We start from the raw sequence: 21633 nt of genomic DNA, 5'->3' as shown, positions 1-21633 counted from the left end.
GCGCCAGACGCAAGCCCGGCGCACCCAAAGCGCTCCTGTGCATTGCGGCCGGCGCGGCCGCAATGCCTCCCGACAGCCTGTTTGCATCCGAATTGCCATGTTCAGTACCGCCTTCCTCGATATCCCCCCTCTTTCCCGCGCGCAGGGCACGGTGAGCCTGCCGGGCTCCAAGAGCATCTCGAACCGCGTGCTGCTGCTCGCGGCACTGAGCCAGGGCACGACCGTGGTCCACGACCTGCTCGACTCGGACGACACGCGCGTCATGCTCCGGGCCCTGCAGCAACTGGGCTGCACGGTGGAGCCCACGACCATCACCCTCGGCCAGCCCGTGCGCATCACCGGCCTGGGCGGCGTCCTGCCCTCTGGCGCCAGTGCCGAGCTGTTCATGGGCAACGCCGGCACGGCCATGCGGCCGCTGACGGCAGCCCTGTCCGTGCTGGGCGGCGACTTCAAGCTCAGCGGCGTGCCGCGCATGCATGAGCGCCCCATCGGCGATCTGGTCGATGCGCTGCGCCAGCTTGGCTGCCGCATCGACTATCTGGGCAACGACGGCTTTCCTCCGCTGCACATTCGCCAGCCCGATTTCTCGCAGCTGCCGCACAGCCCCATCCAGGTGCGTGGCGATGTCTCCAGCCAGTTCCTGACCTCGCTGCTGATGGCGCTGCCGCTGCTGGCCAACACACGCGACATCACCATCGAAGTCGTGGGCGAGCTGATCTCCAAGCCCTACATCCACATCACGCTGGAATTGCTGGCCCGCTTCGGCATTGCCGTGCACAACGAGAACTGGCAGCGCTTCACCATCCCGGCCGGCAGCCGCTACAGCTCGCCCGGCGAGATCCATGTCGAGGCAGACGCCTCGTCGGCCAGCTACTTCATCGCACTGGGCGCCATCGCCTCGGACAGCGCCGAAGGCATCCGCATCCTCGGCGTGGGACGGGACTCCATCCAGGGCGATATCCGCTTTGTAGAGGCCGCGCGCGCCATGGGCGCCGAGGTGGAAGGCGGCCCCAACTGGCTGCGCATCCGCCGTGGCGCATGGCCGCTCAAGGCCATCGACCTGGACTGCAACCACATCCCCGATGCCGCCATGACGCTGGCCGTCATGGCCCTGTATGCCGATGGCACGACCACGCTGCGCAATATCGCAAGCTGGCGTGTCAAGGAAACCGACCGCATCGCGGCCATGACCAAGGAGCTGCGCAAGCTGGGCGCCGACGTCGAGGAGGGCGCGGACTACATCCGCATCACGCCGCCCGCGTCCACCGCCGCATGGCGTGCGGCCAGCATCCACACCTATGACGACCACCGCGTGGCCATGTGCTTCTCGCTGGCGGCCTTCAACCCGGCCGCCCTGCCCGTGCGCATCGAAGACCCCAAGTGCGTCGCCAAGACCTTCCCCGACTACTTCGAGGCCCTGTTCTCGGTCTGCGAGACGGCCCGCGCGCGCATTCCCGTGATCTGCATCGATGGCCCCACGGCCTCGGGCAAGGGCACGATTGCCGCCGAGGTCGCCCAGGCTCTTGGCTACCACCTGCTGGACTCGGGCGCGCTGTACCGGCTCACGGGGCTGGCCGCATCGCGCGCCGGCCTGGTGCTGGACGAACCGCATGCCCAGCAGATCGCCGTGCTGGCGCGCGAGCTGCCCGTGCGCTTTGACGCCGAGCAGCGCATCTGGCTGGGTGACGAGGATGTCACCCTCATCCTGCGCAGCGAGGAGTCGGGCATGAACGCCTCGCGCGTCTCGGCCCTGCCTGCCGTGCGCGACGCGCTGGTGGACCTGCAGCTGTCCTTCCAGCAGCTTCCGGGGCTGGTTGCCGACGGCCGCGACATGGGCACGGTGATCTTTCCCCATGCTCCCCTCAAGGTCTATTTGTCGGCCTCCGCCGCCTGTCGCGCCGAGCGCCGGCATAAGCAGTTGATTTCCAAAGGAATTGCCGCTAACATAAGCGCCCTTCGGGCTGACCTTGAAGCACGCGATGCGCGGGACATGAACCGCAGCGTCGCACCGCTCAAGCCCGCCCAGGATTCCATGCTGCTTGACAGCTCCGAGCTCTCCATCGAAGAGGTGGCAGAACAGGTGCTTTCGTGGTGGCAGGAACGCCAGCCGTTCGGCCGCGACTGATTGCCAGTTGCGCCGCACGTCGGCAAACCCGCCCTCCGGGCCCAGACATGGCGGCACCGCCCCATGTACGGCCCGAGGTCCATAGACTCCAACACCGTGGTTGAACCCACAACACCTCCGCAAACAGTCCTAGAAACGCCTGGCAATAGTGCCGGCGGAAACCTGTTTGCGGGCAAGGAAATACATGTCTGAATCTTTTGCCTCCCTGTTTGAAGAATCGCTGCAACGCACGGAAATGCGTCCTGGCGAGGTCATCACCGCTGAAGTCGTGCGCGTCGAGCACAACTTCGTCGTCGTGAACGCTGGCCTGAAGTCGGAAGCCTACGTGCCAATCGACGAATTCAAGAACGACCAGGGAGAAATCGAAGTCCAGGTGGGCGACTTTGTGTCGGTCGCCATCGGCTCGATCGAAAACGGCTACGGCGACACCATCCTGTCGCGCGACACCGCCAAGCGCCTGGCCTCGTGGCTGGCTCTGGAAAAGGCCCTGGAATCGGGCGAATTCGTGACCGGCACGACCTCCGGCAAGGTCAAGGGCGGCCTGACGGTGCTGGTCAACGGCATCCGCGCCTTCCTGCCCGGTTCGCTGATCGACACCCGTCCGATCAAGGACCTGACTCCGTACGAAAACAAGACGATGGAGTTCAAGGTCATCAAGCTGGACCGCAAGCGCAACAACGTGGTGCTGAGCCGCCGCGCCGTGGTCGAAGCCTCGATGGGCGAAGAGCGCGCCAAGCTGATGGAAACGCTGAAGGAAGGCGCCATCGTTCAAGGCGTGGTCAAGAACATCACCGAATACGGTGCGTTCGTGGACCTGGGCGGCATCGACGGCCTGCTGCACATCACCGACATGGCATGGCGCCGCGTGCGTCATCCCTCGGAAGTCGTGCAGGCTGGCCAGGAAATCACCGCCAAGATCCTCAAGTTCGACACCGAGAAGAACCGTGTCTCGCTGGGTCTGAAGCAAATGGGCGACGACCCGTGGATGGGCGTTTCGCGCCGCTACCCCTCGAGCACCCGCCTGTTCGGCAAGGTCACGAACATTGCCGACTACGGCGCGTTCGTCGAGCTGGAACCCGGCATCGAAGGCCTGGTGCACGTCTCCGAAATGGACTGGACCAACAAGAACATTGCTCCGACCAAGCTCGTTACCCTGGGTGACGAAGTCGAAGTCATGGTGCTGGAGATCGACGAAGACAAGCGTCGCATCTCGCTGGGCATGAAGCAGTGCAAGGCCAACCCCTGGCAAGAGTTCGCGCAGAACACCAAGCGCGGCGACCGCGTCAAGGGCCCGATCAAGTCGATCACCGACTTCGGCGTGTTCGTGGGTCTGGCTGCCGGTATCGACGGCCTGGTGCACCTGTCCGACCTGTCCTGGAACGAGCCTGGCGAAGCCGCCGTGCGCAACTACAAGAAGGGCCAGGAAGTCGAAGCCATCGTGCTGGCCGTGGACGTCGAGCGCGAGCGCATCTCCCTGGGCATCAAGCAGCTGGACAGCGATCCCTTCACGACCTTCGTGACCGTGAACGACAAGGGCCAGATCGTGTCGGGCAAGGTCAAGACGGTGGACGCACGTGGTGCTGAAATCGACCTGGGCGAAGACATCATCGGTTACCTGCGTGCTTCGGAAATCGCCGTGGACCGCGTGGAAGATGCCCGCTCGGTGCTGAAGGAAGGCGACGAGATCACCGCCGTGGTGGTCAATGTGGATCGCAAGACCCGCAACATCCAGCTGTCGATCAAGGCCAAGGACCAGGTCGACCAGCAAGAAGCCATGGCTTCCCTGTCCGCTCAGTCGGCCAAGGAAAACGCCGGCACGACCAGCCTGGGCGCCCTGCTGCGCGCCAAGCTGGACAACTCCGACAAGTAATCAGCAGCCAGTCTGCTGACCGCTGAAGGTCGGATGCGACGGGCGCCTCCGGGCGCCCGTCGCCATTTCAACCCCTGATTCCTATCCTTGATGACCCGATCCGATCTCGTCGAAGAACTCGCCGCCCGCTTTGGCCAACTGAGCCAGCGCGATGCCGAGCAGGCCGTCAAGACGATTCTTGACGCCGTCAGCGATGCCCTGGTGCGAGGCCATCGCATCGAAATCCGCGGCTTTGGCAGTTTCTCGGTCAACCATCGCCCGCCCCGCATGGGCCGCAATCCCCGCAGTGGCGAGGCCGTCCACATTCCATCCAAGCGCGTGCCGCACTTCAAACCCGGCAAGGCCCTGCGCGAAGCCGTGGACCTGCGCCCCGGTGCGACCATCGATACAGACAACACAGGCTCCGGCACAGGCACCGGCCCTGCCGCCTGAAAGCGGGCTGACCGGCTGCGCGCGCCGCAGCCGCCCTCTCCGCCAGGCTCTAGAATCGTTCCCGTCACACAAGGGAACACATGAAGTACTTCCTGTGGCTGCTCAAGGCGGCCATTTTTTTTACGCTGTTCGCTTTCGCCCTGAACAACCAACAGGACGCGACGGTGCACTTCTTCTTCGGCACCTCCTGGACTGCGCCGCTGGTACTGGTGGTGCTGGCCGCCTTCGCCCTGGGCCTGATCGTGGGCGTTCTGGGCATGGTGCCGCGCTGGCTCAAGCACCGCAACGCCGCGCGCTCGACCCAGGCCACGGTGCCTGCCGCGGCCGAGGCACCGGCAGCGGCCACGGCGCCCAAGCCCGCCCCATCCCCCATCCTGCCGGGCGACGTGCATGGAATTTGATCTGAGCTGGATATTGCTGGGCCTGCCCGTCGCCTTCGTGCTGGGCTGGCTGGCCTCGCGCTGGGACCTGAGGCAGATTCGCGCCGAAAACCGCCAGGCGCCCAAGGCCTATTTCAAGGGCCTGAACTTCCTGCTCAACGAGCAGCAGGACAAGGCCATCGACGCCTTCATCGAAGCCGTGCAGAACGACCCCGACACTTCGGAGCTGCACTTCGCGCTGGGCAACCTCTTTCGCCGCCGTGGCGAATACAACCGCGCCGTGCGCGTGCATGAGCACCTGCTGTCGCGCGGCGACCTCAGCCGCGTGGACCGCGACCGCGCCCAGCACGCGCTGGCCCAGGACTTTCTGAAGGCAGGCCTGCTCGATCGCGCCGAGGACGCGCTGCGCCGCCTGGAAGGCACGGCCTTCGAGGCCGAGGCCCGCCTGGCCCTGCTGGCCATCTACGAACGCTCGCGCGACTGGACACAGGCCGCCGCCATTGCGCGCCGCATGCAGGAAGCCAACCAGGGCGACTTCAGCGGCCGCCTGGCCCACTACCTCTGCGAAGACGCCCAGGCCCTGTTGACCCAGGGCCAGCAGGCCGAGGCACTGCAGCGGCTGCAGCAGGCCATCACCACCGCCCCACAGGCCGCACGCCCGCGCCTGGAGCACGCGCAGCTGCAGCACCGCATGGGGCAATCGGCCCAGGCCCTGCACACGTTGGAAAGCCTGGCCGAGCAGTCCCCAGCCTCGCTGCCGCTGGCGGCTCAGCTGCTGGTGGACATTGCCGCCGCCACGGGCCAGCGCCAGCACATCCACCAACTGCTCAGCCAGCAGTACGAGCAGGCACCTTCGCTGGATCTGCTGCAGGCGCTGGTCGCGCTGGACGCTCAAATCGAAGAACAGAGCAACGATGGTGAAACCAAGGCACCGGGACGCGCACGCCTGGTCCAGCATCTGGACAGGGAGCCCTCCCTGGTGGCTGCCGCGCAGTGGCTGGCAGGCGAGAAGCTGGCCGAGGAGCAATACCACCCGGCCGTGCAACGCGCGCTGGACCACGCGGCCAAGCCGCTGACCCGCTACCGCTGCGCGGCCTGCGGCTTCGAGGCACGCCAGCATTTCTGGCATTGCCCCGGCTGCCAGAGCTGGGACAGCTATCCGGCCCGGCGCGTCGAGGAGCTGTGATGCGGGGCAGGCGCGAGAGGCAGCTCCACCCCCTGCATCGCGTCACCCCCATTGGCAAACACGGCATGGACGGTGTATTTTCAGAGTATTCCTAGAAACCGCCTTGGCAGGCGCATGGCCATTGACTTTGCACACGTTCGGCCATGCCTGCACGGGCCTGCTGGCCCCCTTCACCGCCTAGCCGCACGCCAAGGCCCTGCATAAGATGCCTCTGGGTCGCAATGTTGCGGCCCTCAACATTTTGGGATCAGGAGGTTTGTATGTTCAGAAAACTGATGGCTGGCTTCATTGCACTGCTGTGGTCCGTGATGGCCCTGGCTGCCGTGGAGGTCAACAAGGCGAATGAAGCCGAACTGACATCCATCAAGGGCATTGGCCCGGCCATGTCGGCACGCATTCTCGAGGAGCGCAAATCCTCCGCCTTCAAGGACTGGCCCGATTTCATTGCCCGCGTCAAAGGCGTGGGCGAACCGACCGCCGCCAAGTTCTCGGGTGACGGCCTGACGGTCAATGGCACCAGCTACAAGGGCCACGGAACCAAGCCCGAGGCAAAGGACACGGCGTCCAAGGACACCAAGGACACGGCAGCCAAAGGCGCCAAGCCGACCAAGGACCAGGCCGCCAAACCGGCCACGCCGGCCAAGGCCGGCGCGGCCTCCTGAGTACGCCAACTGTCTCTATCCAACCCGCTTCGGCGGGTTTTTCATGCGTACTACCCTCGGGGTATGCGCGGCCATAGCCTGAAACATGCTCAGGTTTTCATAGCGAAGCAAAAAACCTTGCCCGTAAAATGAACCGCCCATGCCCCTGATCACCCTCATCATCCTACCCTTCATCGGCAGCCTGATTGCCGCAATGCTGCCCGCCAATGCGCGCAATACGGAGTCAACGCTGGCCGGCGTCATTGCCCTCGGCTGCGCCATCCAGACGGCATTGCTGTTCCCCCAGATCGCCGATGGAGAGGTGCTGCGCCAGGAGATCGAGTGGCTGCCGGCACTGGGGCTGAATCTGGTGATCCGCATGGACGGCTTTGCCTGGATGTTCTGCATGCTGGTGCTGGGCATCGGTTCGCTGGTGGTGCTTTATGCGCGCTACTACATGTCGCCGGCCGATCCCGTGCCGCGCTTTTTCTCGTTCTTTCTGGCCTTCATGGGCGCGATGGCGGGCGTGGTGCTGTCGGGCAACATCATCCAGATTGCCTTCTTCTGGGAGCTGACCAGCCTCTTCTCCTTTCTTCTGATCGGATACTGGCACCACCGCAAGGATGCACGCCGGGGCGCGCGCATGGCGCTGACGGTGACGGGAACGGGCGGCCTGGCCATGCTGGCCGGCATGCTGGTGCTGGGCCACATCGTGGGCAGCTATGACCTGGACAACGTGCTCATCGCCGGCCAGCAGGTGCGCGACCACCAGCTGTACCTGGTCGCCCTGGTGCTGATCCTGCTGGGCGCACTGACCAAGAGCGCGCAGTTCCCCTTCCACTTCTGGCTGCCGCACGCCATGGCCGCGCCCACGCCGGTGTCGGCCTACCTGCACTCCGCCACCATGGTCAAGGCGGGTGTGTTCCTGCTGGCGCGCATGTGGCCCGTGCTGGGTGACACCGATGCCTGGTTCTGGCTGGTGGGCGGAGCCGGCGCGGCAACGCTGCTCATCGGTGGCTATCTGGCCATGTTCCAGCACGATCTCAAGGGATTGCTGGCCTATTCGACGATTTCCCACCTGGGCCTGATCACGCTGCTGCTGGGCCTCAACAGCAAGCTGGCCGCCGTGGCTGCGGTGTTCCACATCATGAACCACGCGACCTTCAAGGCCTCGCTGTTCATGGCCGCAGGCATCGTTGACCATGAAAGCGGCACGCGCGACATCCGCCGCCTCTCGGGCCTGCGGCACATGATGCCCATCACGGCCACGCTGGCCTGCGTGGCCAGTGCGGCCATGGCGGGCGTGCCGCTGCTCAACGGCTTCCTGTCCAAGGAAATGTTCTTCGCCGAGACCGTCTATCTGGACGCTGCCCCCTGGGTGCGCACGGCCCTGCCGGTGGCCGCCACGGTGGCGGGCATGTTCAGCGTGGCCTATTCGCTGCGCTTCACCATTGACGTCTTCTTCGGCCCCAAGGCCACCGACCTGCCGCACGAGCCGCACGAGCCGCCGCACTGGATGCGCGTGCCCGTCGAATTGCTGGTGCTGGCCTGCCTGGTGGTGGGCATGCTGCCGGCGTGGGCGGTGGGCAGCTTCCTCGCAGCGGCCGCCACGCCCGTGGTCGGCGGCGATCTGCCCGAGTACAGCCTGGCCATCTGGCACGGCTGGAACATGCCCTTGATCATGAGCCTGGTCGCCCTGATTGGCGGCATCCTGCTGTACATGCTGCTGCGCTGGCAGCGCCAGGCCGGCCACATCGATACCGCACCGCTGGTGGGCACGCTCAGCGGCCAGCGCATCTTCGAGAACCTGCTGGCCCGCCTGTCCCTGCTGGGCCGCTGGTCGCGCCGGCGCCTGTCCACCATGCGCCTGCAGTGGCAGATGCTGTGGCTGGTCTGCACCGCCGTGCTGGCGGGCGTTCTGCCGCTGTGGCTGCAGGGCATCAAGCTGGGCGATCGGGGCATGCTGCCGCTGTCGCCCGCCTTCGTGCTGCTGTGGTCGGTGGGCATTCTCTGCGCCCTGGGCACGGCCTGGAAGGCCAAGTACCACCGGCTGACCGCGCTGATCATGCTGGGCGGTGCCGGCCTGTGCACCTGCCTGACCTTCCTGTGGTTCTCGGCGCCCGATCTGGCGCTGACCCAGCTGGTGGTCGAGGTCGCCACCACGGTGCTGATGCTGCTGGGCCTGCGCTGGATGCCCAAGCGCGACAAGAGCCTGCACATTCCCGTGCTGTCCGCCGAGCTGCGTGCGCGCTCGCGCCGCATGCGCGACCTTCTGCTGTCGCTGGTGGCAGGGGGCGGCATGGCCTGGCTGGCCTTCGCCATGATGAGCCGCCCCTTCTATGACGGCGCCTCCACCTTCTTCCTGGAACATGCGCTCAGCGACGGCGGCGGCACCAATGTGGTCAACGTCATGCTGGTGGACTTCCGTGGCTTCGACACCTTCGGCGAAATCGTGGTGCTGGGCATCGTGGCCCTGGTGGTCTATGCCCTGCTGCGGCGCTTTCGCCCGGCGCGCGAGACGCTGGACCTGCCCGAACAGCAGCGCTACGTGCCAGGCGACCTGCAGACCGATCTGTTCAATCCGCGCAATGCCGGCGATACGGCCGTGGGCTACCTGATGGTGCCCGCCGTGCTGGTCCGCCTGCTGCTGCCTTTCGCGGCCCTGGTCTCGGTCTACATCTTCATGCGCGGCCACAACGAACCCGGAGGCGGCTTCGTCGCCGGCCTGGTGTTCTCGGTCGCCTTGCTGATGCAGTACATCATCTCCGGCACGCAGTGGGTCGAGGCCCACTTGCCGATCTTCCCGCGCCGATGGATCGGTGTCGGCCTGCTGTTCGCACTGGGTACCGGCATGGGCTCCATCGTGGCCGGCTATCCCTTCCTCACCAGCCACACCTTCCATATGACCCTGCCAGTCGTCGGCGACGTGCATCTCGCCAGCGCCCTGTTCTTCGACATCGGTGTGTTCTCACTGGTGGTGGGCGCGACCATGCTCATTCTGACGGCCATCGCCCACCAATCGGTGCGCAGCCACCGCTACCACGCCCGCCTGCTGGAGGAGCAGCAACAACAGGCCGAGGAGGCCGAAGCCGCCGTGCAGCAGGCCACCGCTGCAGCGCTTGCACGAGGAGGTTTCTGATGGAAGTCGTGCTTGCCATTGCCATCGGCGTACTGACCGGCTCGGGCGTGTGGCTGCTGCTGCGCCCACGCACCTACCAGGTCATCATGGGCCTGGCCCTGCTGTCTTACGCAGTCAACCTGTTCATCTTCAGCATGGGCCGCCAGGGCCTGGCCATTGACAAGGAGCCCGTGCTGCGGGCCGGCGTACCGCAGGATCTCGCGCACTATGCCGATCCCATGCCCCAGGCGCTGGTGCTCACGGCCATCGTGATCGGCTTTGCCATGACGGCGCTGTTCCTGGTGGTGCTGCTGGCCTCGCGCGGCACCACCGCCACCGACCATGTGGACGGAGCCCATTCCCGCACCGAGCAGGAGATGCCATGAACGAGCTGACCGCCCGTCTCATGCCGCACCTGATGCTGGCGCCCATCGTGCTGCCCATGCTCTCGGCAGCGCTGATGCTGCTGCTGCGCGAGGAGCGCCAGCGCGTGAAGTTCGCCCTCGGCCTGGTGTCCACCGTGCTGGGCCTGGGCGTGGCCGTGCTGCTGATGCTGTGGACCGACCAGGCCGGCGCACCCGTCAACCTGGGCGTCTACATGCCGGGCAACTGGCCCATGCCCTTCGGCATCTCGCTGGCGCTGGACCGCCTGACCGGCATGATGCTGGTGCTGACCTACACGGTGGCCCTGGCCTCGCTGATCTTCTCCAGCGCCCGCTGGCACCGCGCGGGGATGCACTTTCACTCGCTGTTCCAGTTCCAGCTGATGGGCCTGAGCGGCGCCTTCCTCACGGCGGACCTGTTCAACCTGTTCGTGTTCTTCGAGATCATGCTCGCGGCCTCCTACGGCCTGTTGCTGCATGGCTCGGGCCGGGCGCGCATCCAGGCGGGCCTGCACTACATCGCCATCAACCTGGCCGCCTCGTCGCTGTTCCTCATCGGCGTATCCATGCTCTACGGCCTGACCGGCACGCTGAACATGGCCGACCTGGCGCGCGCCATTCCCCAGATCAGCAGTGCCGACCGCGGGCTGCTGCATTCGGCAGCGGCCATCCTGGGCATCGCCTTCCTGACCAAGGCGGCCATGTGGCCGCTGAACTTCTGGCTGGTGCCGGCCTACAGCGCGGCCACCGCGCCCGTCGGTGCCGTGTTCGCACTCATGACCAAGGTGGGCGTCTACGTGGTGCTGCGGCTGTGGACGCTGCTGTTCAGCTCCGAGGCCGGGTCCTCCGCCCTGTTCGGCAGCACCTGGCTGATCGTCGGCGGCATGCTGACCATGGCCTTCGGCGGCCTGGGCATGCTGGGCTCGCAGCGCCTGACGCATATCGCGGGCTTTGCGGCCATCCTGTCCTCAGGCACCCTGCTGGCTGCCACGGGCTTTGGCCAGAATGCACTGACGGCGGGGCTGCTGTACTACCTGCCCAGCTCCACCCTGGCCGTGAGCGCGCTCTTCCTGATTGCCGACGTGGTGGACCGCTGGCGCGTGGACGACGACGCGGGCGAGCCCTATGAAGACGATGAGGCGCCCTTCCTCAACGCCGAACTGCTTCCCACCGAGGGATTCAACCTTGACGAATCCGAAGAGGTGCTGATCGGCCGCGCCATTCCCGCAGCGGCCGCCTTCATCGGCCTGAGCTTCATGCTGGCCACCCTGGTGGTCACCGGCCTGCCCCCGCTGTCGGGCTTCGTGGGCAAGTTCGCCATGCTGTCTGCCCTGCTCAACCCGCTGGGCCTGGGCAACTCCAGCGGCTTCCAGGCCGGCTGGGCCGGCTGGGTGCTGGTGGCGCTGATGATCATCACCGGGCTGCTGGCCCTGCTGTCGCTGGTGCGCGCCGGCATACGCCACTTCTGGGCGACCGAGGAGCAGAACTCCCCCTCGCTGCGCGTGGTCGAAGGCCTGCCCATCGCCTTGCTGCTGGCCTGCTGCGTGGCACTGACGATGCGCGGCGGCGAACTGATGGGCTACACACAGCGCGCAGCGGATGCGCTGCTGGCGCCCGATGTCTATGTGCGCTCCGTCATGGGCACGCAGCCCGAGCCCAGCCCGGCAGAAAAGAAGGCCCGCCTGGAAGCCGGCCCTGAAGGCGCGGCACGCGCCGCGGCCCAGGCCAGTGGCGCGCCCATACCCGCAGGCATAGGCGATGCAGGCACGACGGCGGGTAAGGAGGATTCCCGATGATGAAAACCTTGCTGCCCGCGCCGCTGCTGTCGGTGGCGCTGTTCCTGCTGTGGCTGCTGCTCAACCGTTCGTTCAGCAGTGGACAGATCCTGCTCGGCGCATTGCTGGGCCTGCTGCTGCCGCTGCTGCTGCGCGGCCTGCGCCCCTTGCCCGTGCGGGTGCGCCATCCGCTGACCATCCTGCGCCTGGCGCTGCGCGTGGTCTGGGACACCTCGTTGTCCAACTTCAACGTCGTGCGGTTCATGCTGTTTCCGGGCATGCGCAAGCACCCGGCCAACTTCGTGCGCATCCCGCTGGAACTGCGCGACCCCAACGGCCTGGCCGTGCTCGCCATGATCGTGTGCATCACGCCCGGCACGGCCTGGGCCGAGATCTCGCGCGACCGCTCGCAGCTCATGCTGCATGTGCTGGAGGTCGATGATCCCGAGGAGATCGTCCAGCACGTCAAGCGTTGCTATGAGCGCCCCCTGATGGAGATTTTCGAATGATGCCCTGGTTCCACTGGACTTTGATGTTCGCGCTGGGCCTGCTGGTCGCGGCCATGGGCTGCGCCGTGCTGCGCCTGCTCAAGGGCCCGCACGCCCAGGACCGCGTGCTGGCGCTGGACTGCATGTACCTCAACGGCATGCTGGCCATGCTGCTCATGGGCATCATCTACGACAGCACAAGCTACTTCGAGGCGGCCTTGCTGGTCGCGCTGTTCGGCTGCGTGGGCTCCACCGCCATGGCCAAGTTCCTGCTGCGCGGCGAGGTGATCGAATGACGCCGGAGACCACACTGCCGCTGTGGTGCCAGATCCTGGTTGCCGCGCTGGCGCTGGGCGGCGCCATCATCGCCTTCCTGGGCTCCATGGGACTGTGGCGGCTGGGCAGCTATTTCGAGCGCGTGCATGCGCCCTCCATCATCGCCACCATGGGCTGCTGGCTGATCATGCATGCCACCTGGATCTACTTTTCCGTCAGCGGCCAGAGCCTGGCCGTGCATGCGCTGCTGATTGCGGTCTTCATTTCCGTGACCGTGCCCATCACCACCATCTTCCTGATGCGCGCAGCCCTGTTCCGCGCACGCCGTGCGGGCCAGGACGTGCCGCCGCCGCTGAGCACCGTCGTGCGCAACGAACCGGCCGAGCACCCGGACGTCTGAAATCGCTTGCGGCGCCTGAAAATGCCCGCCCATTGCTTGTGGCGGGCCCAGGCCAAAGCCCTGCCCAACTGCTCAGCATACGAATCTGCCACCGGCCCCGTCAATGCGCAAAGCAACGGATACGCGAGCCCCGCGGCTATGAGTTTGTGAGCGTATAGTGCAGTCATCATCTGCGCTGGCAACGCATTTAATGGAACGGCCACAGGCGTGGCCGCCCTGGGTTTTTCTGTGTACGAGGGTTCATGCAAATCTCTTCCCCCCTGACCGATACCGATCTGGCCAACGGCTGGTCGGCCCTTCACAACCAGGCGCACAACGGCATGGCATTGCAGCAGAATTCCAATCGCCTCGCCTTCGCGGACCCGGAATTCATGTTCCGCCGCGAGACCCGCGGCATCCGCATGCAGCTGGAGCTGCTCAAGCCCGACCTGGCGCAGATCGAACGCGGCATAGAAAACACCGTCGTGGTCTATGGCAGCGCGCGCTTCGTGGACCTGGAGCAGGCCGAGCAGCAACTGGCCGACGCGCAGGCCAGCGGCGATGCACAGCGCATTGCAGTGGCCGAGCGCGCCGTGCGCAACGCCCACCGCTACGAGCAGGCCCGCGCCTTCACGCGCATCGTGGCCGCCGACAGCCTGAACCAGCCGCCCGAGGAGCGCCTCTATATCTGCACCGGCGGCGGCCCCGGCATCATGGAGGCGGCCAACCGTGGCGCCCATGATGTGGGCGCACCCAGCATCGGCCTGAACATCGAGCTGCCGCACGAGCAAAACGGCAACCGCTTCATCTCGCCGGACCTGAGCTTCAAGTTCCACTACTTCGCCTTGCGCAAGATGCATTTCATGATGCGCGCCAAGGCCCTGGTGGCCTTCCCCGGCGGCTTCGGCACACTGGACGAGCTGTTCGAGGTGCTGACCCTGATGCAGACCGGCAAGACGCATTCCGTGCCCGTGATCCTTTTTGGCACCGAGTTCTGGAAGCGGCTGCTCAACATCGACCTGATGATCGAGGAAGGCACGATCTCGCCCAAGGACCTGCAGCTGTTCCGCTATACCGATGATCCGGTGGAGGCCTGGGCGCTGATCAAGCAGTTCCACGCTGGCGGCTGGTAAGCCGCAGCGGCCGGCAGGCCGCCACCGCATCGCAAGGCGATCTGCGCACCAAGGCGCAGGTCGCCTTTTTCATTCCGGCTTGCGCGGCGGCAGCCCCATGAACCAGGCCGTGCGGATGCCCGAGGCCACGGCCGCGCCCACCACCCAGAACAGCGCAGACACGCCGATCAGCGCCCCCGCCGAGCCGAACAGCACGGGCATGGCCACGCTGGAGGCATTGATGGCCATGAGCCGCAGGCCCAGCGCCTCGCCATGGCGGTGCTCGGGCGTGATCTGGTGCAGCATGCTCATGACCATGGGCTGCACCGAGCCCAGCGAAAAGCCCAGCAGCACCGAGCACACGCCCATGGTCAGTGCCGAGTCCATGAAGGGGTACAGCGCAAAGACGAAGGCGGTGATGGCCATGGCGCCGGAGATCACGGCGCCTTCGCGCAGGCGCTCGGCCACCAGCGGCATGGCCAGGCGGATGGCGGCGGCCGCCACGGCAAAAATGCCCAGCAGCGTGCCGATGACCGAGGCGCTCAACCCCTTCTCATGGCCCAGCAGCGGCAGCACGAAGGTGTGCACATCCCAGCACGCCGACTGCAGCCAGTTGACCAGCAGCAGGTTGCGGAAGTTGCGGTCGCGCAGCAGATCCCAGGCATGCTGCTTCGGACCGCCGATGGGCGCACGCACGGGCGGCAGCTCCTGCGTGTGGCGCACCCAGCTCCAGGCCAGCACGGGCACCAGGGCCAGCAGGCCGAAGGCGACGCGGTAGCCCATGGTGCTGCCCTCGCCGCCAAAATTCGCGTGATCGATCAGCAGTCCGGTGCTGAAAGGCCCGATGAAGTTGGAGATGGCCGGGCCTATGGCCAGCCAGCTGAACACCTTCTTGAGCGCCAACGCATCGTGGGTGACCCGCCCCGCATGGCGCTGCACGGCAATCACCACCGCGCCGCTGGCACCGCCCGTCAGCAGCGCCACCAGGCACAGCACGGGATAGACCGGAAACGCCAGCGCCAGCGCACAGCCGCCGCTGGCCGCCAGCATGGACAGGAAAAACGGCTTGCGAAAACCATGCTTGTCCGCAAAGCGCCCGGCCGGCAGCGCCAGGAACACCTGGGTCAGCGCAAACAGCGCCAGCAAGATCCCCACGGCCGCCGCGCTGTAGCCCTGCTGCAGCGCCAGCAAAGGCGCGGCCAGCCGCATGCCGGCCATGGTGGCGTGCACGCTGACCTGGGCCATGATGACTTTGAACAGCGCCAGATTCATCTCAGTCCTGCTCCGACCCTGGCTCCATGCCTGCCGCCGTGTCCTTGTCGTCCGGCAGACCGGGCAGCCCTGCGCTCGAGGCCGGCGCGGGCAGCTCCTGCACATCGCGCAATTGCCGCTGGATGGCGCGCGTGCGCACACCCACCTGCTCGAAGCGCTTGGCGGCGGCATCGATGGATTTGCGCGTGGCATCCACCACTTCGCCGAACTTGGCGAACTCGGTCTTGACCTGGCCCAGCACGGCCCAGACCTCAGACGATCGCTTTTCGATGGCCAGCGTCTTGAAGCCCATCTGCAGGCTGCTGAGCATGGCAGCCAGGTTGGCCGGGCCGGTGACCATCACGCGGCAGCCGTTTTGCACGGCCTCGACCAGGCCGGGGCGGCGCATGACCTCGGCAAACAGGCCTTCCGTGGGCAGGTAGAGCACGGCAAAGTCCGTGGTGTGGGGCGGGCTCACATACTTGCCATGGATCTTGCGGGCCTCGAACTTGATCGATGCCTCGAAGGCATTGCCGGCCGAGGCAATGGCGGCCTTGTCGGCCGCATCCTGGGCGTCCAGCAGGCGCTGGTACTGCTCGACCGGGTATTTGGCATCGATGGGCAGCCAGACCGGCGTCTCGTCGCTGCGTCCGGGCAGGCGGATGGCGAACTCCACCATGTCGTCGCTGCCGGGCACGGTCTTGACGTTGCGCGCGTACTGCTCGGGCGTGAGCACGTTTTCGATGATGGCGCCCAGCTGCAGCTCGCCCCAGGTGCCGCGCGTCTTCACATTGGTCATCACGCGCTTGAGGTCGCCCACGCTGCCGGCCAGCGTCTGCATCTCGCCCAGGCCCTTGTGCACCTGCTCCAGCCGGTCGCTGACCAGCTTGAACGATTCGCCCAGGCGCTGCTCCAGCGTGGCATGCAGCTTCTCGTCCACCGTGCGCCGCATCTCTTCCAGCCGCGCCGCGTTGTCCGACTGGATGGTGGCCAGGCGCTCATTGAGCGTGCCGCGCAGCTGTTCGGCATGGACCTGGCTGGACTGCGCCAGCCCGCCCAGCTGCTGCTGGATGTCGGTCTTGAGGGAGTCCAGCGTGCTGCGCGTGGTCTGCGCCAGCGCCTCGAAGCGCTCCTGCACATGGGCGTTGAAGCGCTGCGTGCTTTCGCCCTGGGCCTCGCGGGCCTGTGCGCTGTCGGCGGCCAGGCGCACCGTGAGCCGGCCCAGTTCCATGCGAAAGGCCGCCAGCGCCTCGCCCTGCTCGCGCCGCGCCGCCTGGGCATCGAGCTGGGCCTGGGCCAGATGGGCCTGCAGCTGCTGCGACACGCGGTCCAGACCGCCGTCGCTCTTGGCCACGGCCATCTGCGTGGCCTGGGCGCCGCGCTCGAGCTGCTGCAGCCGCACATCCAGCATCTGCAGCGCCTGCAGCAACTGCTGCGGCGCCACCCCGTCATCGCGCTGCGCCGAGCGCCTGCACAGCAGCCAGATCACGGCTGCCTGCCCCAACAGCAGCACGGCCCATGCCGCCCACCACACTCCGGATATCTGGGTCAAGATCTTGCTTCAGCTCCATGCAGCGGGAAGCGGCCAGGGCCTGCTTTCCCGCGATTGTCGGGATACGGCACTCAGGCCTTGGCGCGCGCGCCTGCGGCCGCCGCCTCGGGCTGGTTGACGGGCGTGCGCGGGCCCTTGCCGCTCAGAAAGTCGATCAGGTTGTCGGCTGCCAGCTCGGCCATGGCGCTGCGCGTGCCCATGGTGGCGCTGGCGATGTGCGGGGTCAGCACGACATTGGGCACGGTCAGCAGCTCGGGATGGACCGAGGGCTCGCCCTCGAACACGTCCAGGCCGGCGGCGGCAATGGTCCTGTCGCGCAGCGCCCTGGCCAGCGCCGCGTCATCGACGATGCCACCGCGCGCGATGTTGATCAGCGTGGCCGTGGGCTTCATCCTGGCGATCTCGGCCGCGCCTATGGTGTGGTGGTTTTCCTTGGTGTAGGGCAGCACCAGCACCACATGGTCGGCCATGGCCAGCAGTTCGTCCTTGCCCACGTAGCCGGCCTTGCATTCGGCTTCCAGCTCGGGCGACAGGCGCGAGCGGTTGTGATAGACCACCTTCATGCCGAAGCCATGCGCACCGCGCCGGGCAATGCCCTGGCCGATGCGGCCCATGCCGATGATGCCCAGCGTGCTGCCGTGCACTTCCGAGCCGGCGAACAGGTCGTAGCGCCAGGAGTTCCACTTTCCGGCGCGCAGGTAGTGCTCGCTCTCGGTCACGCGGCGGGCCGTGGCCATGAGCAGGGCGAAGCCGAAGTCGGCCGTGGTCTCGGTCAGCACGTCGGGCGCGTTCGTGCCCTGCACGCCCGCTGCCGTCATCGCAGGCACGTCGAAGTTGTTGTAGCCCACGGCCATGTTGGCCACGACCTTCAGCCGCGGGCAGGCCGCCAGCAGTGCCGCATCGATGGTCTGCGAGCCTGTGGTCAGCACGCCGTCCTTGTCCTGCAGATGCGCGGCCAGCTCCTGCGGGCTCCAGACCACGTCGTCCTGATTGGACTCGACCTCGAAGTGCTGCTCCAGCTTGCGCACCACCTCGGGCGGGATGGCGCGGGCGATCAGGATGCGGAGTTTGCTTGCCATGTCTGTCTCTTTCCTTGTCTTGGCGGGAGGCGGTTCTTCAGAGGAACCAGATGAAGCTCATCAATACGAACAGCGGCACCAGAATGCCCAGGGACCAGGCCATGTAGCCGAAGAAGCTGGGCATCTTCACGCCGCGCTCCTCGGCAATGGCCTTGACCATCAGGTTGGGCGCGTTGCCGATATAGGTGTTGGCACCCATGAACACCGCGCCCGCGGAGATGGCCGCCAGCGTGGAGGCCATCGTGGTCATCAGCTGCGCGGCGTCGCCCCCTGCGGTGTTGAAGAACACCAGGTAGGTCGGCGCGTTGTCGAGGAAGGAGGACAGCAGGCCCGTGGCCCAGAAGTACATCAGCGGATCGGGCGTGCCGTCGGCGCGCGTGACGGCGCCCACGATGGCGCCGAACGGCCCGCCCGTGCCCGCCTTGAGCATGGCGATCACGGGGATGATGGTCAGGAAGATGCCCGCGAACAGCTTGGCCACTTCCTGCATCGGCCCCCAGCCGAATTCGTTGGCCTGGTGCACGCTGCGCGGCGTGAGCCGCAGGGACAGCAGCGCCACCACGATCAGGCCCGCATCGCGCACCAGCCCCGGCAGGCCCACATGCGTGCCGGCCAGCACCAGCCCTGCATCGGTGCGCCACAGGCCGCTCATCAGCACCAGGGCCACCACGGCCAGCAGCAGCGCGAAGTTCACGCTGCCATCGAAGCCCAGGCGGCTGGCGCGGCCCGAGGCGTCGATGCTGGGCGTGGGATCGGGCAGGTCCGCCTCGCCGGCCTTGCGCAGCAGCCAGGTGTCGATCGCGTAGAAAAGCGCCAGCAGCACGCCGACCAGGAACAGGGTCTCGGTGAAGATGTGGCGCACCGTCCAGAAGAAGTCCACGCCCTTGAGAAAGCCCAGGAACAGCGGCGGGTCGCCCAGCGGCGTCAGCGAGCCCCCGGCATTGGAGACGATGAAGATGAAGAACACCACCACATGCACCTGGTGCCTGCGGTTGTCGTTGGCGCGCAGCAGCGGCCGGATCAGCAGCATCGAGGCGCCCGTGGTTCCCATGAAGCTGGCCAGCACGGCGCCGATGGCCAGGATGGCCGTGTTCAGCCCCGGCGAGCCCTTGAGATTGCCGCGCACATAGATGCCGCCCGACACCGTGTACAGCGCCGTCAGCAGGATCACGAAGGGCAGGTACTCGGCCAGCAGCGCATGCACCAGGTTGGCCAGGGCCGCACCCGCACCGAACACCGCTGCAAAGGGCAGCAGGAAGGCCAGCGCCCAGGCCGCCGTCAACTTGCCGAAATGCCGGTGCCAGAAATGGGGCGCCGCCAGCGGCACCAGGGCAATCGACAGCAGCATGCCCGCAAAGGGCACGCCCCAGAGCACCGACAGCTGGCCGCCATCGATCTCGGCCGCCAGGGCCCAGGAGGGCACGCAGGCGACAAGCAGCACCAACAATCCACGCAAGGCCTTCATGGTCCCGTCTCCTCTTTGTTCTGTATTCACTGTCCCCTCCTGGCAGCGGGCCGCGCAGCGATCAAGTCTGTGCCGCGGGCGCCGCGATCTCGAACACCTGGCGCAGATAGGCCAGGTATTTCTCGTCGTCGCACATGCTCTTGCCCGGCGTGTCCGAGAGCTTGGCCACGGGCTGGCCGTTGCAGCGCGTCATCTTGATGACGATCTGCAGCGGCACATGGTCGGGCGCGTCGCCCAGGTCATTGGTCAGGTTGGTGCCGATGCCAAAGGCCAGCTGGCAGCGCCCATGGAAGCGCTGGAACAGCTCGATGGTGCGCGGCACCGTCAGGCCGTCGCTGAAGATCAGCGTCTTGGTCAGCGGGTCGATGCGGTTGGCGCGGTAGTGGGCCAGCAGCCGCTCGCCCCACTCGAACGGGTCCCCGCTGTCATGGCGCGCGCCATCGAAGAGCTTGCAGAAGTACAGGTCGAAATCGCGCAGGAAGGCCGACATGCCGTAGACGTCCGACAGCGCAATGCCAAGGTCGCCCCGGTACTCGCGCGCCCAGGACTCGAAGCCGAAGATCTGGCTGTCGCGCAGGCGCGGACCCAGCGACTGGCAGGCCTGCAGGTATTCATGGGCCAGCGTGCCCAGGGGCCGCACGCCCAGCTTCATGGCATACAGCACGTTGCTGGTACCCGCGAACTGCCCCTCGGACTCCGCGGATGCGCCGGGCCGGCCCAGGCGTGCGCACAGCACGCGCAGCACCTCTTCATGCCAGGCCCGCGAAAAGCGGCGGCGCGTGCCGTAGTCGGCAATCTTGAGCTGCTCCAGGCCCGGCTGCTGCAGCAGCGCGATCTTGGCATCCAGCCGGCGCCGGCCCTCGGGAAAATCGGGCACCGGCTGGGTGTTGCGGAAGTACACCTCGTTGACGATGGCCAGCACGGGAATCTCGAACAAGATGGTGTGCAGCCAGGGCCCGCGGATGGTGATGTCGATCTCGCCATTGGGCAGCGCCTGCACCGTGACGCACTTCTCGTTGAGGTGGAACAGGCTCAGGAAATCGACGAAATCGCTCTTGATGAAGCGCAGCGAGCTCAGGTAGGCCAGCTCTGCATCCTGGAACCGCAGGCTGCACAGCGAGCGGATCTCGGCCCGGATCTCGTTCACATAGGGCGCAAGCTGCACGCCGGGATTGCGGCACTTGAAACGGTACTCGACCTGTGCCCCGGGAAACTGGTGCAGCACGACCTGCATCATCGTGAATTTGTACAGGTCGGTATCGAGCAGGCTGGTGATGATCATGGACAGAGCCGGGCGGTAAGCGCCCAAGCGGTCAGATGGCAGACAGCTTTCGAGTGTAGGCCATCCACACGCCGCCGCGCTGCGAGCGGGCGCCTTGCATGCGCCCCGAACGCCATCAACCGCGCAGCAGCGGCTCCAGCACCCGGCGCAGCACCTGCGGAATCTGGGCAGGCCGGCGCGTCTGCCGGTCCACATAGACATGGACGAAATGCCCGGCTGCGGCCGACAGCGGCTCACCCTGCGCAAACAGCCCCACCTCGTAGCGCACGCTGGAGCCGCCGATGCGGGCCACGCGGATGCCGGCCTCCACCTCCTGCGGAAAAGCCAGCGGGGCGAAGTAATTGCATTGGGTCTCTATGACCAGTCCTATCGTCTCGCCCGCATGAATGTCCAGCGCGCCCTGCTCTATCAGATGGGCATTCACCGCCGTATCGAACCAGCTGTAATAGACGACGTTGTTGACGTGCCCGTAGACATCGTTGTCCGACCAGCGCGTGCTGATGCGTCGGAATGCCGCATAGGCCGAACGGGGCTGCGGCGCGGGGCGGCTCGGGGGCGATTCATTCATGGCGGCCATTGTGCCGCCGGCCGAATGCGCCCTGTCCCCGGCCACTGTCGCCATCACGACGCGCACTGCGGTCAATCACTCGCCAAGCGAGTAAGCATGCCAACTGAAAAATGTCGTCAAACCGACATAAAACCAATTCAAAATCAAAGACTTACAAAAAACCCACAGCTTTCCGAATTTTTTTGCTGCACCGCAGCATCAGGTACTTGATTCCTTTTTTGCAATCCCTACAATAAGACCCATGCTGCACTGCAACATGACACTCAGTCAG

Annotated in this window: 19 protein-coding genes; 13 read left to right on the top strand and 6 right to left on the bottom strand. The window is 66.2% G+C overall.

What is annotated here, in order from left to right; genetic code table 11:
* The first annotated feature begins 97 nt into the window (after nucleotides 1–97).
* The 13 genes from IB269_RS04165 to IB269_RS04105 all read left to right on the top strand — a co-directional run bounded on the left by IB269_RS04165 (nucleotide 98) and on the right by IB269_RS04105 (nucleotide 14186).
* A complete protein-coding gene (locus IB269_RS04165; RefSeq protein ID WP_192366469.1) occupies nucleotides 98–2125 on the top strand; it encodes a bifunctional 3-phosphoshikimate 1-carboxyvinyltransferase/cytidylate kinase in 2028 nt (675 codons plus the stop codon).
* A 166-nt stretch (nucleotides 2126–2291) separates the two neighbouring features.
* Nucleotides 2292–3995, top strand: a complete 1704-nt coding sequence (gene rpsA / locus IB269_RS04160) for a 30S ribosomal protein S1 (RefSeq protein WP_288124655.1) — start codon at nucleotides 2292–2294, stop codon at nucleotides 3993–3995.
* A gap of 90 nt (nucleotides 3996–4085) precedes the next feature.
* Entirely contained in the window at nucleotides 4086–4427 is a 342-nt protein-coding gene (locus tag IB269_RS04155; protein ID WP_192366468.1) for an integration host factor subunit beta, read from the top strand.
* An 80-nt stretch (nucleotides 4428–4507) separates the two neighbouring features.
* A complete protein-coding gene (locus IB269_RS04150) occupies nucleotides 4508–4828 on the top strand; it encodes a lipopolysaccharide assembly LapA domain-containing protein (protein ID WP_013801625.1) in 321 nt (106 codons plus the stop codon).
* The gene (lapB, locus tag IB269_RS04145; RefSeq protein WP_034395011.1) at nucleotides 4818–5993 is read left to right on the top strand and encodes a lipopolysaccharide assembly protein LapB; all 1176 of its coding nucleotides are present in this window, start codon (nucleotides 4818–4820) and stop codon (nucleotides 5991–5993) included. Before IB269_RS04150 ends, lapB begins: the two co-directional genes overlap by 11 nt.
* A 260-nt stretch (nucleotides 5994–6253) precedes the next feature.
* Nucleotides 6254–6655 carry a ComEA family DNA-binding protein gene (locus tag IB269_RS04140; RefSeq protein WP_192366467.1) on the top strand — a complete coding sequence of 134 codons (402 nt, stop codon included), beginning with the start codon at nucleotides 6254–6256 and terminating at the stop codon, nucleotides 6653–6655.
* Nucleotides 6656–6794: 139 nt separating this feature from the next.
* Nucleotides 6795–9773: a monovalent cation/H+ antiporter subunit A gene (locus IB269_RS04135; protein ID WP_192366466.1), complete on the top strand. Its 2979-nt coding sequence runs from the start codon at nucleotides 6795–6797 to the stop codon at nucleotides 9771–9773.
* Nucleotides 9773–10138 (top strand): Na+/H+ antiporter subunit C, encoded by a 366-nt coding sequence (locus IB269_RS04130; RefSeq protein ID WP_012206529.1) that lies wholly within the window; start codon nucleotides 9773–9775, stop codon nucleotides 10136–10138. Before IB269_RS04135 ends, IB269_RS04130 begins: the two co-directional genes overlap by 1 nt.
* Nucleotides 10135–11931: a monovalent cation/H+ antiporter subunit D gene (locus IB269_RS04125; RefSeq protein ID WP_012206530.1), complete on the top strand. Its 1797-nt coding sequence runs from the start codon at nucleotides 10135–10137 to the stop codon at nucleotides 11929–11931. The genes IB269_RS04130 and IB269_RS04125 overlap by 4 nt, the downstream gene beginning before the upstream one ends.
* Nucleotides 11928–12419 carry a Na+/H+ antiporter subunit E gene (locus IB269_RS04120; protein ID WP_013801620.1) on the top strand — a complete coding sequence of 164 codons (492 nt, stop codon included), beginning with the start codon at nucleotides 11928–11930 and terminating at the stop codon, nucleotides 12417–12419. Before IB269_RS04125 ends, IB269_RS04120 begins: the two co-directional genes overlap by 4 nt.
* A complete protein-coding gene (locus IB269_RS04115) occupies nucleotides 12416–12694 on the top strand; it encodes a K+/H+ antiporter subunit F (RefSeq protein WP_012206532.1) in 279 nt (92 codons plus the stop codon). The genes IB269_RS04120 and IB269_RS04115 overlap by 4 nt, the downstream gene beginning before the upstream one ends.
* The gene (locus IB269_RS04110) at nucleotides 12691–13074 is read left to right on the top strand and encodes a monovalent cation/H(+) antiporter subunit G (RefSeq protein WP_012206533.1); all 384 of its coding nucleotides are present in this window, start codon (nucleotides 12691–12693) and stop codon (nucleotides 13072–13074) included. The genes IB269_RS04115 and IB269_RS04110 overlap by 4 nt, the downstream gene beginning before the upstream one ends.
* A gap of 242 nt (nucleotides 13075–13316) precedes the next feature.
* Nucleotides 13317–14186 carry an LOG family protein gene (locus IB269_RS04105; RefSeq protein ID WP_013801619.1) on the top strand — a complete coding sequence of 290 codons (870 nt, stop codon included), beginning with the start codon at nucleotides 13317–13319 and terminating at the stop codon, nucleotides 14184–14186.
* A 69-nt stretch (nucleotides 14187–14255) separates the two neighbouring features.
* Here IB269_RS04105 and IB269_RS04100 read toward each other — a convergent pair whose 3' ends face one another.
* The 6 genes from IB269_RS04100 to IB269_RS04075 all read right to left on the bottom strand — a co-directional run bounded on the left by IB269_RS04100 (nucleotide 14256) and on the right by IB269_RS04075 (nucleotide 21371).
* Entirely contained in the window at nucleotides 14256–15437 is a 1182-nt protein-coding gene (locus IB269_RS04100; protein WP_013801618.1) for an MFS transporter, read from the bottom strand.
* Between the two features lies 1 nt (nucleotide 15438).
* Nucleotides 15439–16929, bottom strand: coding sequence for a DNA recombination protein RmuC (locus IB269_RS04095; RefSeq protein ID WP_192366908.1), 1491 nt, complete (start codon nucleotides 16927–16929; stop codon nucleotides 15439–15441).
* A gap of 110 nt (nucleotides 16930–17039) precedes the next feature.
* Nucleotides 17040–18047, bottom strand: coding sequence for a 2-hydroxyacid dehydrogenase (locus IB269_RS04090; RefSeq protein WP_192366465.1), 1008 nt, complete (start codon nucleotides 18045–18047; stop codon nucleotides 17040–17042).
* 37 nt (nucleotides 18048–18084) lie between these two features.
* Entirely contained in the window at nucleotides 18085–19512 is a 1428-nt protein-coding gene (locus IB269_RS04085) for a sodium:proton antiporter (protein WP_192366464.1), read from the bottom strand.
* Between the two features lie 61 nt (nucleotides 19513–19573).
* The gene (pncB, locus tag IB269_RS04080) at nucleotides 19574–20794 is read right to left on the bottom strand and encodes a nicotinate phosphoribosyltransferase (RefSeq protein WP_012206539.1); all 1221 of its coding nucleotides are present in this window, start codon (nucleotides 20792–20794) and stop codon (nucleotides 19574–19576) included.
* A 115-nt stretch (nucleotides 20795–20909) separates the two neighbouring features.
* The gene (locus IB269_RS04075; protein WP_192366463.1) at nucleotides 20910–21371 is read right to left on the bottom strand and encodes an acyl-CoA thioesterase; all 462 of its coding nucleotides are present in this window, start codon (nucleotides 21369–21371) and stop codon (nucleotides 20910–20912) included.
* Nucleotides 21372–21633 lie beyond the last annotated feature (262 nt).

Source organism: Delftia sp. DLF01, from assembly GCF_014852125.1.
Taxonomy (GTDB): Bacteria; Pseudomonadota; Gammaproteobacteria; order Burkholderiales; family Burkholderiaceae_C; genus Comamonas; species Comamonas acidovorans.
The sequence above is the reverse complement of the archived record's forward strand: the minus strand, read 5'-3'. Positions and strand labels throughout refer to the sequence as shown.

Coding starts and splice junctions, on each gene's coding strand:
- IB269_RS04130 (WP_012206529.1), top strand. CDS start 9,773: ATGGAAGTCGTGCTTGCCATTGCCATCGGCGTACTGACCGGCTCGGGC.
- IB269_RS04135 (WP_192366466.1), top strand. CDS start 6,795: ATGCCCCTGATCACCCTCATCATCCTACCCTTCATCGGCAGCCTGATT.
- IB269_RS04110 (WP_012206533.1), top strand. CDS start 12,691: ATGACGCCGGAGACCACACTGCCGCTGTGGTGCCAGATCCTGGTTGCC.
- IB269_RS04120 (WP_013801620.1), top strand. CDS start 11,928: ATGATGAAAACCTTGCTGCCCGCGCCGCTGCTGTCGGTGGCGCTGTTC.
- IB269_RS04115 (WP_012206532.1), top strand. CDS start 12,416: ATGATGCCCTGGTTCCACTGGACTTTGATGTTCGCGCTGGGCCTGCTG.
- IB269_RS04090 (WP_192366465.1), bottom strand. CDS start 18,047: ATGGCAAGCAAACTCCGCATCCTGATCGCCCGCGCCATCCCGCCCGAG.
- IB269_RS04155 (WP_192366468.1), top strand. CDS start 4,086: ATGACCCGATCCGATCTCGTCGAAGAACTCGCCGCCCGCTTTGGCCAA.
- IB269_RS04150 (WP_013801625.1), top strand. CDS start 4,508: ATGAAGTACTTCCTGTGGCTGCTCAAGGCGGCCATTTTTTTTACGCTG.
- IB269_RS04075 (WP_192366463.1), bottom strand. CDS start 21,371: ATGGCCGCCATGAATGAATCGCCCCCGAGCCGCCCCGCGCCGCAGCCC.
- IB269_RS04140 (WP_192366467.1), top strand. CDS start 6,254: ATGTTCAGAAAACTGATGGCTGGCTTCATTGCACTGCTGTGGTCCGTG.
- IB269_RS04165 (WP_192366469.1), top strand. CDS start 98: ATGTTCAGTACCGCCTTCCTCGATATCCCCCCTCTTTCCCGCGCGCAG.
- lapB (WP_034395011.1), top strand. CDS start 4,818: ATGGAATTTGATCTGAGCTGGATATTGCTGGGCCTGCCCGTCGCCTTC.
- IB269_RS04100 (WP_013801618.1), bottom strand. CDS start 15,437: ATGAATCTGGCGCTGTTCAAAGTCATCATGGCCCAGGTCAGCGTGCAC.
- IB269_RS04125 (WP_012206530.1), top strand. CDS start 10,135: ATGAACGAGCTGACCGCCCGTCTCATGCCGCACCTGATGCTGGCGCCC.
- pncB (WP_012206539.1), bottom strand. CDS start 20,794: ATGATCATCACCAGCCTGCTCGATACCGACCTGTACAAATTCACGATG.
- IB269_RS04085 (WP_192366464.1), bottom strand. CDS start 19,512: ATGAAGGCCTTGCGTGGATTGTTGGTGCTGCTTGTCGCCTGCGTGCCC.
- IB269_RS04105 (WP_013801619.1), top strand. CDS start 13,317: ATGCAAATCTCTTCCCCCCTGACCGATACCGATCTGGCCAACGGCTGG.